Source organism: Pseudomonas sp. PS02290 (genome assembly GCF_029960075.1).
Taxonomy (GTDB): domain Bacteria; phylum Pseudomonadota; class Gammaproteobacteria; order Pseudomonadales; family Pseudomonadaceae; genus Aquipseudomonas.
The window spans coordinates 26,972-41,875 of record NZ_JASCOY010000016.1; the positions used below are offsets into that span (position 1 = coordinate 26,972).

Sequence of the window (14,904 nt, forward strand, 5' to 3'; positions counted from 1 at the left end):
GGCTTTGGAGGAAGCTCCCACCAGGGCTCGCGGTTCACTAGTCGCTTCATATGCACCTCCGAGTTATACGGTGGCCATCACAAATTGACAGTTGTGAGCACTTTAGAAGACTGACGATCGCGCAGCTCGATGACGCCGTGCACAACCTCGCCAGTGGCAGTCATACCGGACGAGTTCGGAACGTACAGATACAGGGTGCCCAATAGATCGAGGTTACCTTGCGCCCTCGCCTGCTCGATCTCCCGAGCTTTAGTCTGGTCTGCGACCTCAATGCTGCAGGGGACCTCAGATGGTTTGATCTGCAGGTTCATCCCCGCTGTATTGCGCACCGGGTTCGCCCAGCAGTACTGGCCGTAGCTGGTGATCGGAAATGAAGAGCTCGAAAAGTCATAGGGACCCACCATGACATTTTGCACACCCATCCCCTGCACTACCGATGATCCTTTAATCGGCAGGGTGTAGTAGTCGTTCTTCGCATAGTCATCCAGCTGTGCACTTACCGCTGGCCATTCGGCTTTTTCGATATCTTGCCTTTTGAAAGCATCCGAGGTGGCTTGGTAGCCTGGAGATAGCCATTCCATTTTTTGCTGAGTTGTTGTGCTGCTGGGGGCCTTGGCCAGCACCAAGAACGTAAGAGCCTGCCCGCCAGGAAGCGAGTTGAGGTCGACGTATTCGTTCAAGGGCACGGAGGCGTCAGCGGAGCTCGACACCTGTGTGGTTGCTGGACGATTCAGCTGGGATGAACTGGCGACCTTTGGACTGTTGAGGAGTGAGGGTTGCCCGGCGGCCGCATCTGGGGCTTTCTGGGCCGGGGAAGGCTTGTCGCACCCCGCGATGAGACAGCACGCTGCGAGGGAGATCGCAGTCATTTTAAACTTCATGGAAAGCTCCATTCCTTTGAGTAAAACAGTCGCACGGTTCACCCGAACAACGTATGCATATCGGACTTCCACGCACCTGGACGATCGATCCGCACTCCGATCTCCCTCAGGTTGGGAAGGCGTGTAACCAGTTTGAGTAGCGGATGAGGACTTTTCTCAGGGCTTAACTCCCAACTGTCGATTTGGTCAAAACCCACCATTACTGGCCCAGTTGTGATGTCAACGTACAGGACTTTCCTTTCCTCTGGGTCGAAGCCCACGTACCGGTTGAAAGCCACTGAAAAAGCCTCATAACGAGGTCTGAATCCATCGCGTCTGTAGGCATCAATTTTTCGCTCCAAGCGCCGTTGCAGCAAGCGAGGGACGATAGCGAACATGAAGTACCCGAGCGCTATGTAGAGCAGCCCTGCAACGATCAACATGCCCGCCACATCTGGATCTCGCCGGTAATCGAAGCAGGCGATCAGCGCCACGGGTATCACCGGTACGAGGCCGATCAGATAAAATGGCCGAAGAACCCACCATGCAATATTCATAATGATCTCCATAATCCGTATCACGCCTACGATACGAAATCTATGTTTATTCTAGCACGACCCATTGACAGGTCAAACCGCCATTGATAACGGGGCCATATGGCCCCGTTATTTTGACTTTTAGGATTTTATACCGTCACCGCCTGTAGGCCCTTTGTTTCGGCCACCGGAGGGACCCGGACGTGGAGCGAGATGTTCTAGCTTGTTGCCGAACACGTTCATCGCATTTTTCATCTTCTCGTTGTCATCACGGCCCATGGTTGCTGATGCGTGGCCACCGACCCAATTGATCACTTGGTCAGGCACGATCATGATCAGGTTGAAGCAGCTGTGCACGAGGTTCAAGCACATCGAGCAGTAGATCATCAAAAAGAAAATGATCGAAAACAGGCCCGTAATCGAGTCGAATTGTGCGTTGGCCAATGCGACTCCAAACAACTGATTTAGCAGTGTGCCGCCAGCAATCAACGCCGCTCCGCCAAGAAAGAACCCCAGCACCATCAAGATTGGTCGGACCATCACATTGAGCAGAAAGATGTACCCGTGAGTGGTCTTTTGCCCCATACCATCGCCCTCACCGTTCAGGTGAGTAATAGCCCAAAGAGGTGCAGCGATCACGGCTTCGCCGACAACGACGAGCCAGTTAACTGCAGCGCCAAACCAGATAATGAAGGGCACCATAGGGAGGTAAGTGGATAAGGTCCCGCCCAGGATAAACAGGGTGATGATGAGCATGATTATGAAAGGGCCGACGGCATCCAGCACGCCCGATAAAGCATCCCCCAACGAGGTAACAGCGTTCGCAACCTTCGAGAAAGCCCCGGCTATGCTCCAGCCATCCTTCACCTTTTCCAAGGTTTTAGCGGCTACGTATCCACCCATGGCAGTTTCAGCCGCCACCATCGTGTAATCGCCCAGATTTTTCATCTTGATCAGCGGGTTGACTTGGCCCAGGCCCTCCCCGCCAGCATTTACATCTACCAGATAATTGACGATTCGCTGACCAGGCGCGGAGAAAATACTGCCAATGATGCTGCCCGCATCTGAACCTCCGGCGCCCTTCGAATAATCGCCGCTGGTTTGGGTGCCCAGAGTGCTCGTGAAAGTTGATGACTGTTGCTGCGCTTGGTAAGCCTCCATTGCCGCGGCGTATACGTTGACGATCGCAGGATCTCCGCTGGAGGACATGCCGAACACCGACGCTTTTGCAGCCATTGCATCAGACAGCTTTGTGTTTGCTTGAGCGAACGTTTGGTACCAGGCGCCCAAAGTCCACCACCCAGCCTCTTTGATGCTGGAGGTCATTTTTTTGGACAGCTCCCCAATATTCCCTTGCTTGGTAGCTGCCGCGCGGTTTACTGAGTTCTCATATGCTTGGGCTGCAGACTGAACTGCCATCTCCACGTCAGGCAGGGCAGTGGTTTTCCCTAGTTGCCGTTGGATCACTGCATTTACAAAGTTTTGAGCAGAGGTGCTTAGGCTGGCTTGCATGGCCGTCAGTGCAGCCAGGTGGGCTTTGCGTATATCCGACACGTCAATGGTGCCGCCGAAGAAATTTGTGGACACGGCCTGAGGCTCAAGGTCGCCCTGGACATCGGCACCTCCACAGACAAAGCTCGCGTTTTTTAGGATGAACCCGGTCTGGGTTGAAGACTGCTGAACATAGCCATTCTGAGTAACTAAGGCGCCGCTCGCCTGTGCCTGCGCAATACCCGCGTTGATCCCGTGGAGGCACAGATTGGCCTCAAAGACGCTGTGACCGAGACTAACTGTCGAAGGCATGACTGGCTGGACGACCATCGAAGTGCCGTCACTGAATGCTGTTATCGCGCTGTCGACGCCGAGGTTCGCGATACCAATACCCATGACCGAGGCTCCCCACAGCATAAGCAGCTGTGACAGCGACCAGCCACTTGCGGTGGGTACCAGCGACACAAGGCCCCAAACGAGGCGTACAGGCCCCCAAATCGTCGTTTGTTGTTTGTCGAATACAGAACCGTCGTGCGCGGTGCGTGTGAGCTTGCGGAATACGATGTAGCAAGCCCAAATCGCCCCGACTACTAACAAGGCACCGTTGAAGACCTGAAATATGCTCGCAAGAATGGTGTCCCCGCTGGTGTCGCCGCCGGCGAGTGGGTTATTCACGACATTGCCGTATATCGCCACCAGAGCTTCGCGGGATTTATCGCCTGTTCTTTTCGCTGCGGCTGATATCTCGCTAATCGTCGTTCCATCCGCAGCCCAGCTGGGGATGGAAACCATCCAAGCGACCAAGAACCAGAAGCTTTTACTCGCAATCCCTCTCATAGCTCTGCTCCATGGTGTTTGCCGTACAGAGGGTTGAGCGTTTTGATCAACCAATCTGGGTTTTCATTCTGAAAATTAACAAACCCTCCTTTTTCATCCTCTGAAAGGCGTCGGGTCTCCAACTGCCAGAGTCGAAACTGCGCGCTCAGGGCAAGAGCAAAAAACAGCGGTGTAGCTGCAGCGATCGACAATAGGCTTTGGATCACCGTCCTCGTCGAACCGTCAACACATCCAGTTACAACGCCGATTAACCCAAACATCCAAAAAATGGCTCCGGCAAGCAGCGCTGCACGCTTCCTGCGCAAAAAATAGAGATGCAGTTGCTCGACTGACATTGCACCTGGCTTGCGGTTGGACATGGCCTGCTCGAACGTCAAAGCTTCGGTTCCGGCTTCGGAGCCGCCGTCGCTCTGAAACAGCGCCTGCTTTGCTTCTGCAGACAGGTCTTTGATGGCTTCCCAATTTTCTTTGGTTTTGGCAGCTTCTTGCTTGGCCAGTCGCACGGTCTGCTTCATCGACCAGAATGGGAGAATGATGCGCAGGGCGATGGACGCGGCCTGCTTTGATCGTGATGGTTGATGATCCGTCATTATTTGCTGCCTCCCATACGCCCGGAAATAGCGCGCATTTTTTGGGTCAGGATGGGCTCAAACTCCGAGCGTGCATTGCTTGCGAGATTGAGACCGTCGATGATGTTTCCTCGCTGAACGTCGTTGCGCAGCTCAAGCAGCAACCAATTTGTTTGTGACTGCACGCGAATCTGTTCACGAACCAGGTTGTCACCTTCCATGTTTTGCAGATCCGCTTGGTACTCGGTGTTTGCGTACCGGCGCCCGACTTCAAAGGCCTCAAACTCCCTAGCCGACATAGTTCCGGTCGCTTTCGCCTTGGCGGACGCCGTTTTGTTGTAATAGGCCTGGGCGGAGGATGACTTGAGCGTATCGACCAATAGGTCCTTTGTTGCCGGGTTAGGCTGGCTATCGGCAACGAGCTGGTCCTGCGGATCAGTTGCGGCATTGAGAATCGCGCCGTACTGAAGAAACAGGCCAATGTACTGCGCCCCTGCCTCGCTTTCAGCCTCACCTTTGCGAAGCTGGCTGCCGATCGATCGGCGGGCTGAGTTCTGCGTGTACATCTGCGCAGCGTCTGTCTGTTCTTGGGAGAAGGTTAGATCGGCACTCTTTCCATTGGGGCCGGCGCCGATCAATATGGAGTCAAGTCGCTTGTCGGCACCTGGCATCGTCTGGGAGACGCTCGGGCATGCGCTCGCCCCGCCGTAAGCAGCATAGTCATCCGTATCGCAGTAATCAGCGTGAATGCTCGCCGCGCGCATTGAGTCGATTTCACTGGCCGGTGCCGGCGACGTAAGCGCCTGGGCAATCTTGCGGTTCGCGGTTTGGCTACCGCCACCAGACCTCATGGATGTCTTAATGGCGGCTACGCCTGCCTTCACGTCCACTGAGCCGCCTGAGGCGGACTCGCTGCAGATTGAATTCGCGACATAGTACCGTTGCCGCGCATCCTCGTACCGGCGGTTCTTCTCTTGGGTCGCTGCAAATTCCCGTTCAACCCGAGCTGCTGTCTCAACGGTGCTGGCAACTTTGTTGCTGCCCTGCGTTACGGCTGTCCCCACTTGATACAGCATTGTGTTCACCGAGCCCGCCATGGCGCCTACGGCCGCAGTTGTGGCATTAACGGCGAGTGTGATGCTGAGATTTGCGGTTTCTACAGCACCAACTACGCAGCCGTCACAGATCGCGTAGGCAGGCTTAGAAGCGAACATGCCTAACGTCAGCACTGCTATTGCAAGAGGTGAAGATTTGAGTGCGTTCATTAGACATGTGCTCCTGCTTTGTGACGGTTGCGGTACTCAGTAGTCATCTCATCGGCGAGTTTCATAACAACCGATTTGGCTTGCTCTGCACCCGCCCGTAGCTCCAGCTGCTCGATGTAGGTCTTCGCGGTACCGAGGGGGAACCTGGCAGCAAGTACCTTTCTCGCCGCCATAGATCCGAGCCGGCTATACAGCGCCGTGCGTAGGGAAACGTCTTGCTGTGTGGTAGAAAAGGCCCACAGTTCCAGTGCACCGGTAGTGTTGGTGAGGATCTGCGTGATGGTGCCCTGATTGGTTTTGAAAATGGCGAGCATGTTCGCGCCTTCTTCAGTTGGGCCAACACATTTACGATGAAGCTCGCTGATGGTTTGGTCGGAAACCTGAAAAGAATCACGAAGAACCTTTTCATCACTTCGGTTCCCGCCGCGTAGCACATACACCGAAGTAGATGCATCCAGTAGTGGTTGCGGAAAGTCATTCATGAACTGAGAGATCGCGATAATTCGGATACCCCATTTCCGACCTTCGCGGCCATCTTTGATGACGGTTTGAACCGGCGCTTCGAGGCCACTGGTGTTGTGCCACTCATCGTAAGCAATAATTTTCTGCTGTGAGGCAACGTCGTCTGCACGTTTGATGTGGTAATCGGCATATAACTCGGGAACGACCTTTACTAATTCCTCTTTGCGCAGAAAGTAGTTCTTCGCTGCAAGTTGTCTAGCAAAGAGGTACATACAGGACGTCTTGATTGCTCCCTCAGCAGTTTTCGAACCAATGACGTCGTTGAGGTCGATTGAGATAACACGCGTCGTTGCATCGAGGTCGAATCTGGTCCGGCCGGAAAACAAAGCGAAGCTTGTAGTTGCCACCACGAAACAGCGTGACATGTAGTTGAGCAGTGGCTCTCCACTTTTTGTAAGGATCGACCCAAACATTTGTCGGATGCTTTCGTTGTTCAGCATCGCATTAAAGTCAGACAGCACTGGCGATGCTTGCCGCTGAGCAATCGTCGCTTCCTGGATGTAGCCTGCGGCGAACAGCATATCGGTTACTTCATACCAGGTAGCAGTAGACCACCATTTTTCATCATGCTCAGCAAGAATCCCGGTTTCGAGTAGGATCTTGTCTACTAATGGAACAACTTCGGGTTCGTACTGATTTGCTCCGTTTCCGGCCCTGTCGTCATAAACCAGGGTCAGTAACCGCTCGTTGACACGAGATACCTCTGCAGGTGCGCGGCCGATATCGGTATCGGTACACAATAGGTTCATGAAATCGACGAGAAACTCACGCTCCCGTGTTGTGGGTTCGCGGGCACCGAGCTGCGTATCGTAAGGGTTAACAGCGTACTCAACACTGTTTTGGAGCTTAAGGTAAACCGCTTCATTTTTTCGATGGTCAGGCAGCGAGTCGCGAATCACCTGGATCAATCCAGATGAGGACGGTCCAACATCCACAATTGTCATCAGCGGCAGCTGAACCGCACCAGGCCGATGGATCGCGGCGTTGTTCATGGTGTTTACAGTTACGGATTTACCCGAGCCAGGTATCCCCGAGAAAAGCTCGATCCAAGTGTCCTGGATACTGCTACCCAGACCCACAGGATAGATTTTGCCCTCAGGAGTCCTGAGGATCCATGAACCGGTATCTGCCCAAGGTGTTGCCGGCCGTTGCAAGGGGAGCATAGCCAAAGCGTCTGGGAGCGGGGGCAACAGACGATTCGCTGTATTTTTAGTGGTGAATGCAGGGATGGTGGATGCAAGGCCAGCCATCGGATCGCCATGGTTCTGGCTAACCTGGCATGTACCCCACGACTGCAATGATTTTTCCAAAGAAGACATGCGCTGCTTAACCGTGTCTTTGTCCTGAGCCCAGGTAGAAGCCGAAACTTTCATTGAAAGAATCGCTTCTTCCTTCTGAAGCTTTTCCAGGTCCGCGAAAGACTCACGTATGGAGCGGTTGCTTGGCAGCAGCCCTACAAAACCTGCAACCATTCGCCGCATCCGGACCTCGTTCAGACCGCTCGGGTTGAGGTCGAAGCGAATTCGCCACGGGACAACCTGATCAACTGCAGAAAACAGTTCCTTGAATGGAAGTGGATCCTGCGGCCCTAGTTCCATACCAAACGAGCCGTGCCAGAGTCTATCCGTGCGAATGTAATTACCATCGGGCTCTACATTGTTGCTACAGATCTGGTAGCTCAAACGAGGGGCAATAAGATCTGAATAGTCGTCAGCTCGTTCTGGACCGCTTGGCATGTGGCGGTCACCAGGTAGAGACGGCCGGAACTTCTGCGAGGTACCTTCGCGGTTGATCATAATTCGGACGCGCTTTACGGCTTCGTGCGCAGTCAGAGGTTTCATCATGATCCCCTTTTGACCATCGACGCCGCAGTTTGCGAAATCATCCTGCAAACGCTTGACCATCGTGTCATGGCGATACTTCAATGCGGAAAGAGCAAACGCAGGATTCTGGCCATATTGCGTCCGAGGCACGTTATGCTTTGCCAAACTTGCCGTAAGGGCATTCATCTCGCGTTTTTGTTCCTCGGAACTCATAGCGCTAAGATGTGTGTATACAACAAGAATATTCTGCTCCCATGAGCACAAAGGGTAATTACGCATTACCCGGTCTAAAATGATGTCCTCGGTTTCGAGCCCAATCCTCCGAGCAGTATTAAGCAGAGGTTCCGCCAGTCGCATTAACTCGTCTTTGGCCCGGTCAGGATCGCGCTCGAACGAAAAGGTCAGCGAATGTCCGTAACGCTTCATGTAACCAGTCATTCGAACTCGTAACGATTCAATCATCGCGGCAAATTCGTGCTCAGACAGCATCTGAAAGGTGCCTTGGAGGTCAAAAACAGTCAGTAACGAATATCCTGTGTTGACCAGCGTGTACGGGTCCTTCAGATCTGGAGAACGCCGAATGTCTTCATCGGTCACACCTACTGCGGTCATCAGCTCGCAGTAGCTTGTCATGTCTTTATTGATGAGATGTCGGGCAAGGTACTCAATTGCACCCTCAACAGCATCTACGCACTTCTCCAGAACTCCCATACCCTTCCCCTTCAGCTCGGCGCATTCATTATGTCGTGATACACATTTGGCCAAGATGCTGTAGGTGTCGATTTGTAAGCATCATGAGCCCATTGGTTTGCGCTTGCGCTGTAGGAACCTGGATTAAAGATTACCGCAAGGTCTCTAAACACTACACCGTGCACATCGGTCCCAACTCCTTCCATCTTTACCAGCGCATTAGCAAATACGCTAGGTTCAAAGGTGCCCCACGCCGCTTCGGTGTATTGTCTGTGTGAAGCCAACCAATTTAATAATTTCTTCGCATCAGCTTTAGTCGATTCATCACCTGTTTCCAAGGCCACTAAAATACATCTTTGGAGATTATTAACGTCCTGAGAAACTAACCCTGGAAGGTATCCGATGAATGCGCTCCCTTCCCCCAACTCCCCAAGATGCTGCCAGCCGTGACATAGAGAATCTACGGCGCGTAGGTTGTCTTTGCGCACATCTTGGTGGTTGTGATTTAAATTGTGAATTTCCAGGCTCTGCGAGGGGAAACCACAAAAGTAGCAACGATGCTTGCTGTCGCGTAATACCTCGCTCCGCAACTCTGTGCTCAACAATTTCTTACCGGGCTCAATCGAACCTGGCTCTTTGTCTCCCCAGACCTGCGCTTTGGTTGATAATGTCAAACCCGGCAATGCTGGACGTTCGAAGTTACGACCCAGCGTAGCGTCGGGGACTACCATGTCTGACTGAATATCTTCGCTGCTCATCAAACCTCCAAGGCAGCCGTTGAGACTGCCTGTTCTGCTAGTGGTTAAGGGACAACGCCTTGTTGGCCGGCATCGATACCCACAGTTTCACCTGCAGTAGTCATCATGAAGCCGGTCGCGCCGAGTGCTGCACCGCCCAACAGCGGCCCCCAGATCTGAGTGCCAGTAACTCGGCTGTTCTCGCCCTGCTGAGTTTTTTTCCACATGTTCATGCCGCCCCAGCCAGCACCGCCAAAACCCAGCACTGCAAAAAGCTTTCCGAAGCTTTCTTTCAACGAGTCGCCCTGCTCCGCTGCTTTGGTGCCCATGTCAGCAAAACCTTCAGCATGTGCCTGGGCAACAAACATGGTTGTCATCGTAATACCGGCGCTTGCCAACATGATTCGACGCTGTACCGGGTGCTGGCTGTACTCGTCGGTCTTGGTGACCAACTGCACGTGCGCTTTACGTACGACATCGCCGATTGCTTCGAAAGGATTCAATTTCATAATACCGCTCCGTTATGTGCTACCAGTAAAGTTTGAATGTTTGTTGAAACGCATCAATCATTTTGTCTACATGAACCAGCCCAGCGCCCGCAATAAGGTGCGTTAAAGCACGCCAGATAAGATCCTCCGCTCCGTTTGAAGACTCTCCATCGATGCTCGCTTTCTTCAATAGCATCAATCCTTTGAAGCAGAAAAAACCGCCAGCCAGACTTGCCAAGGTCAATACCGCATTTACAGCATCTTTGAATTTGCCGAATTGCTCTGCGCCACTCCATGAGATCGCACCATAGTTCGACTGACCCTCTGAGAAAGTGGTCCAGACCGTGCCTATAGTCCCCGATAAGTTGAATAGCATTGCTCCAATGATGAGAATCATCACCGTGCTGCCAGCAGATATCGGGCGGCGACCCGGTTGGACGCTGGCGAGCTGCATCCTGCGAAGCACCATGCCTGCGTACATCAAGCCGATGAGCGCACCTAGGCTCCATAGCAGTAGCCATATCACTTTGGTCAGCGAAGACGCTGCCGCAATGATCATGCTCGCGAGATCCATACCTTGCTCCTTAGCGGATCACGCCGAGGTTTGTAACAACCTGGCGGGATACAGGATCTATACGGAGCACACGAATTCCATCAAACACATCGCCGACCTGGACAACGAATGTTCGCTGATCGTGTCCCAGCCAGGCTTGATCCGTGTATACGGTGTTGATGCTGTATCCAGTGAGTACCTTGGACGTGGCACTGGCTGGAACGGCTGGCTGATTACGTACAGCTTGCAGCCTCTCCTTGGCTTTCGGCGGTGTATCAAGAGGCCGTGACTCCAGCACCGCGATTTTCGCCTGAAGTTCTCTGACCTGACCCTGCAGCTCAGAAGTGACCTTCGCGAAAGTCTCCAATTGGCTTTTTACTTGGATCATTTCAACTTGGTCGGCAACGGGTTGCGGAGGGCTCAGTGGCTCCTCAACAGCTCGGGCCGGGATTGGGCGCTCATTCGGCACGTATGTAGGCTGGGTCGCTTGAGTGCTGAATTGTTGCCCCTGCGAAGTTGATGCATTGGAGCGGAGAATCTTCGGCACGAAGATCCAGATAGCCGCGACCACCGCAAGCACTGCGATGAAATGCCATGGCTTAACTTTCTCTACAAACGAGTTCCTATTTCTGTTTGGCACAGAATCCTGAGTTGATCGGGGATCAGCTTCCGGTTGAACCGCGCTTGCCTTCGGGGCTGAAAATGCAAATATATCCATGTCGCCCGCTGTCTGTGTTGTCATCTTGGCATCCTTTCAGCGCTGACTCAGTAGCGAGTCGAGTTCATAATGTTGGGTTGACCGAGACCAGGGGTGTAGCCTGGATACCCGTTGCCCATACCCTCTGCGTCACCGCTGCCCGTTGCACTAGGAGGTAAGCGATATTGAGGTTTTGGCTGTCCAGCAGGTTGGCTAAGCGTATTCAATTCATCCTTTTGGTTGGCTTGAATAGCATTTTTGTCAAGTGCGTCGCTTGCCATAACCGGGCCAATAAATTGAATCCCGATTGTTGACCCTAAAGGTCGAATTACTTGCTTTTGCGGCATATTCGCGCCGTCATTGGCGAGAACCTTGCCCGCTTGCTGCCCAATTCCGCCAGCAAATGTACCAGCCACTGCCGCACCGTTTGGCGTCTCGGGATAGGTCGAGATTACTGCGCCCTGACTTGTGATAATGTTTTGAGCGCTACCCTGCTCATAAAGCTGACCCGTTTTGCCAATGGCAATCGCGAGTGCAGGAAGAATGATCCGCTCGAAGTAACGGTTATTTACTTCGCCTGAAAGTGCAGTCCTCATGCTGTCTGGATCTACCGCTTTAGCCGCAATTTTGTATGAGCGCCCTTTCCACTCCATATAACTGAACGTCATGTCCACAGTTTCGTTAATACGCTTGTAGCCCATTGCGAAACAAATAGCCCCGGCTAAAGGCCCGGTCGCAATTTCGGCGCGCACCATTGAGTTCTCGTCAGTATCAATCTCGGTTTTGAGGATTGACGGTGCTAAGGTAAAGCCAGGAACCACCACAATGTCGGGTTCCTTTCCACCACCTGCACTATTAACGCCTCGTTGAGTACCGGCGCCTGCGCTGCCGGTAGCGCCCATAGATGCAGGCATGATTGATTGTGCGTAGGCCGATTGGGTAATCTCGGCGTCAGCACTCAGCGCGCCTGAACCGTGTGGCGCTTCAACCCATGCAGACATCATGCCTGTAACCTGTTGTGCAATTAGCTTGTCGTACTCTTTGTTGCGAGTAACAACTTGTTGCGGCAGTTGCTGTGGCTGTTGGTAGTAGTAGTTAATCTGCGGTGGTTGCTGCGTCTGATTTGTCCCTGTTGTTGCAGGCTTAACGGACTGAGCTGACATCACCGACATGTACGAACCGCCATTGGCCTCCGCTTGTTGGGCATTCGACTGGTTATATCGGTTCAATACCTGACGATATTGTTCGCTTTCTTCGGTTTTTGTACCCTTCGCATTAGTGGTGATTCCGCGAACAGATGAACTACTCGCATTATGATTTTGGAGCCACGTATAGCCAAGGTAGCCGCCGCCAACGACAACTATCGCTGCCAGGGCGACAATTACTTTTGTTTGGCGACCGATATCAGCTTGAGTACTCATATGGACCTCAGTTGATGTCAAGTTGAAGGGTAACTGACTGGCCCATCTGAGACAGTGTTACAAACGGGGTTGCCGGGAGCCGATACACTTTCGTCCCATCCCCTGAAGATAAACTCTGGTCGAACGCGGTTTGGATGTCTTGCTGAGTGCGGACAAAGATGTCGCCGTTGTATTGCCAAACCTTCGTATGAGTTGGGACATCACCATGCGCAGTCACGGCTCGGGCATCCTTGGGCGGGATCCCGTCAAGAAAGGCTTGAAGTGTGTCGTCATACAGAGCAATTTTGCCCGGTCCCATCATAGGTGCTTTTGCGTTTGGGCCACGGCCAGGAACGCGCACATCCAGGCGTGCATCAACGATCCGCGATTGCTCGCCTTTTCCGTCAGGTTCGCCAGTCACGAGCTTGATGACAACGGGGGTTGTAGAACCTTGCAGAAAAAGGGCGAGGTTCCCAGATTCATATGGGGATGTGGTCGACACCACCACTAGGTGCGAACCTTGCAACCATTCGGCCGTAAAAATGTTTGGTTTGGAAATTCTCGGTGTGACTGCCAGAGGCCACGGCGCGCCGGTGGAATCAAGGATGATCAGGTTAGAGATTTCTCCAGGCATCACTCGCAGTACCGGCAGTGAAGCACCCGGGCTGAGGTCGACAGAGACACTCGTAATTCTCGGGATAGCTCTGACAGGCTGATACGCCTTCGCTTTTCTAGTTTCTTCAAGACTTCCGCGCATCTCCCTAATTTGGTCAGGTGTAAATGGAGCAACCACTCTCATGGCTTCGTCAAAATCTGGTGAACCCGCTGGAGCCTGCAGAGGGGGCATAGGTGCGACACCATTTTGCTGCGGCTGATTTACTTCGGTCCCCTGAGCTTGAGGTTGCGGCTGGCCCTGTGGTTGGCCACCTACTACGTAGTTCGCCGCGCCGTAGTTCGTCTGCGGGAAAGCATTTTGCATCTGAGGATTTACGTTCGCATTAGATTGGCCTGGCGCTGCAGGAAAATTCGCAGGCGTGCCTGGTCCTTGCACCTGAACCCACTGTCCAGGAGGCGGTGCTGGTTGCTGTTGCACTGGTTGTTGCACCGGTTGCTGGACCGCCCCGGGGACCAGGGAAGCGCTTTGAGGCGCCTGTCCGTCTTGCGCAAACGCAGTGTTGATTGCCAAGACAAGCATCGGCACTACAAGCTGAAATCGTTTCATATGGTTCCTCCCTTAACGGGGCTTGATGACGATGTTGTCGAGGGCTACGCCCACTAGAGAATCGAGCGTGGGAATGCGAGTCACTGTCACGAGAGCGATGAAGTTCTGAGCGGGTTGTTCAGTAACCTGCCCAGTCAGCTTTATCTCGATTGGAAGCTCCACCTTGCGAACCCAGACGTTGTCGACAAGCCGGTCGCTAACAATTACGCCTGTACCTGCGGTGACGGTCATGTTCATGCGCTTGGTCTTGATCGAGTCCAGGTATCCCCCAGCTTCGAGTTGTTGCAGAAATTGCTTAAATCCTTCACGAGTCCAATCTTCACGCGCCTCTTCCAGCTGGCCGCGGTACTGCTGGAAATTGATTGTCAGCGACCGGTTGATCGCGTCTCGGGCGAACTGGATTACGTCGGCTGGTTTTAGATATGGCTCTGAAAGTGGGACCAGGCGAACCACTCGCGTGCCATCTGCTGCAAAGTATTGGCGATCAGGATGAACAGCGAACCAACCAAGCATCCCGTTGAGCGCCACTGAGGCCACAAGGCCCCATGTCAGAACTATGTTCGACTTCGCGAGGGAGCTCGAAAGACTGCTAAGACGCTTGCGATCCTTTTGTTCCTGAAGCACTGGGTCTACGGCATCGACGTTCTGGTTCAACGTCTTCACGAGTGCGAGCAATTCCTGCTCATATTCCGTGCGACCGTCGTCGCTGCCTGTGCCTACCGCTGCTTCGCGTTGAACGTCCGATGTTGGCTCTCGCAATTCGGTCATTAAATCCCCTCCGTTTTCCGTATTCTAACCATGATGCGGAATCGGTCAATAGCTAATGTTCAATGTTGAAAGCCTCAAATCAGGCCTCCCACTCAGAATGTGGTTCTCAAGGTGCTTACGATACGGAATCGCCATTAGTGGCATATTGCTTTCAGAAACGCGATATGGACAGTCGTACATCACCGACGTTTCACTAGCTCCGTCGTATATCGCCGACATTTTGTAGCCTCAGGTGATGCGATTCCGCCTGCCAGAACGATCTTTTGATAGGAGTTAGCAGGTCGATCCGAGCGGGATTGGCTGGCTAAGCCGATAGATGGGCGTTTGAGGCTCTACTCGTACATCGGCGACAAAATTTATTTCCCTGTGGCCAGACTCGTATATCGCCGACAGATCGTTTCGTACACCGGCGACGCTTTTGTCGTATATCGCCGACGCTCTATTCG

13 protein-coding genes are annotated in these 14,904 nt (G+C 53.2%); all 13 read right to left on the reverse strand.

Annotated elements, in window-relative coordinates; translation table 11 throughout:
- Positions 1 to 77: 77 nt before the first annotated feature.
- The 13 genes from QMX88_RS10190 to QMX88_RS10250 all read right to left on the reverse strand — a co-directional run bounded on the left by QMX88_RS10190 (position 78) and on the right by QMX88_RS10250 (position 14,458).
- The gene (locus tag QMX88_RS10190; RefSeq protein ID WP_280319585.1) at positions 78 to 881 is read right to left on the reverse strand and encodes a hypothetical protein; all 804 of its coding nucleotides are present in this window, start codon (positions 879 to 881) and stop codon (positions 78 to 80) included.
- Positions 882 to 919: 38 nt separating this feature from the next.
- Positions 920 to 1,417, reverse strand: a complete 498-nt coding sequence (locus tag QMX88_RS10195) for a hypothetical protein (RefSeq protein ID WP_280319588.1) — start codon at positions 1,415 to 1,417, stop codon at positions 920 to 922.
- A gap of 120 nt (positions 1,418 to 1,537) precedes the next feature.
- Positions 1,538 to 3,724: a DotA/TraY family protein gene (locus tag QMX88_RS10200; RefSeq protein WP_282368846.1), complete on the reverse strand. Its 2,187-nt coding sequence runs from the start codon at positions 3,722 to 3,724 to the stop codon at positions 1,538 to 1,540.
- Positions 3,721 to 4,314, reverse strand: a complete 594-nt coding sequence (locus QMX88_RS10205; RefSeq protein ID WP_280319593.1) for a hypothetical protein — start codon at positions 4,312 to 4,314, stop codon at positions 3,721 to 3,723. Before QMX88_RS10205 ends, QMX88_RS10200 begins: the two co-directional genes overlap by 4 nt.
- Complete coding sequence (gene traW, locus QMX88_RS10210) at positions 4,314 to 5,558, reverse strand: conjugal transfer protein TraW (RefSeq protein ID WP_280319595.1); 1,245 nt, start codon at positions 5,556 to 5,558, stop codon at positions 4,314 to 4,316. The genes QMX88_RS10205 and traW overlap by 1 nt, the downstream gene beginning before the upstream one ends.
- Positions 5,558 to 8,614 carry a hypothetical protein gene (locus tag QMX88_RS10215; protein WP_280319597.1) on the reverse strand — a complete coding sequence of 1,019 codons (3,057 nt, stop codon included), beginning with the start codon at positions 8,612 to 8,614 and terminating at the stop codon, positions 5,558 to 5,560. Before QMX88_RS10215 ends, traW begins: the two co-directional genes overlap by 1 nt.
- 11 nt (positions 8,615 to 8,625) lie before the next feature.
- On the reverse strand, positions 8,626 to 9,351 hold the full coding sequence (locus QMX88_RS10220) for an HNH endonuclease (RefSeq protein ID WP_280319600.1): 726 nt from the start codon (positions 9,349 to 9,351) through the stop codon (positions 8,626 to 8,628).
- Positions 9,352 to 9,395: 44 nt separating this feature from the next.
- A complete protein-coding gene (locus QMX88_RS10225) occupies positions 9,396 to 9,839 on the reverse strand; it encodes a DUF6750 family protein (protein ID WP_280319603.1) in 444 nt (147 codons plus the stop codon).
- A gap of 19 nt (positions 9,840 to 9,858) precedes the next feature.
- Positions 9,859 to 10,392, reverse strand: coding sequence for a conjugal transfer protein TraQ (traQ, locus tag QMX88_RS10230; RefSeq protein ID WP_280319606.1), 534 nt, complete (start codon positions 10,390 to 10,392; stop codon positions 9,859 to 9,861).
- Positions 10,393 to 10,402: 10 nt separating this feature from the next.
- A complete protein-coding gene (locus tag QMX88_RS10235; RefSeq protein WP_280319610.1) occupies positions 10,403 to 11,113 on the reverse strand; it encodes a hypothetical protein in 711 nt (236 codons plus the stop codon).
- 23 nt (positions 11,114 to 11,136) lie between these two features.
- Complete coding sequence (traO, locus tag QMX88_RS10240; protein ID WP_280319613.1) at positions 11,137 to 12,489, reverse strand: conjugal transfer protein TraO; 1,353 nt, start codon at positions 12,487 to 12,489, stop codon at positions 11,137 to 11,139.
- A gap of 7 nt (positions 12,490 to 12,496) precedes the next feature.
- Positions 12,497 to 13,690: a DotH/IcmK family type IV secretion protein gene (locus tag QMX88_RS10245; RefSeq protein ID WP_280319616.1), complete on the reverse strand. Its 1,194-nt coding sequence runs from the start codon at positions 13,688 to 13,690 to the stop codon at positions 12,497 to 12,499.
- Between the two features lie 12 nt (positions 13,691 to 13,702).
- Positions 13,703 to 14,458: a DotI/IcmL/TraM family protein gene (locus tag QMX88_RS10250; protein ID WP_280319619.1), complete on the reverse strand. Its 756-nt coding sequence runs from the start codon at positions 14,456 to 14,458 to the stop codon at positions 13,703 to 13,705.
- Between the last annotated feature and the right edge of the window lie 446 nt (positions 14,459 to 14,904).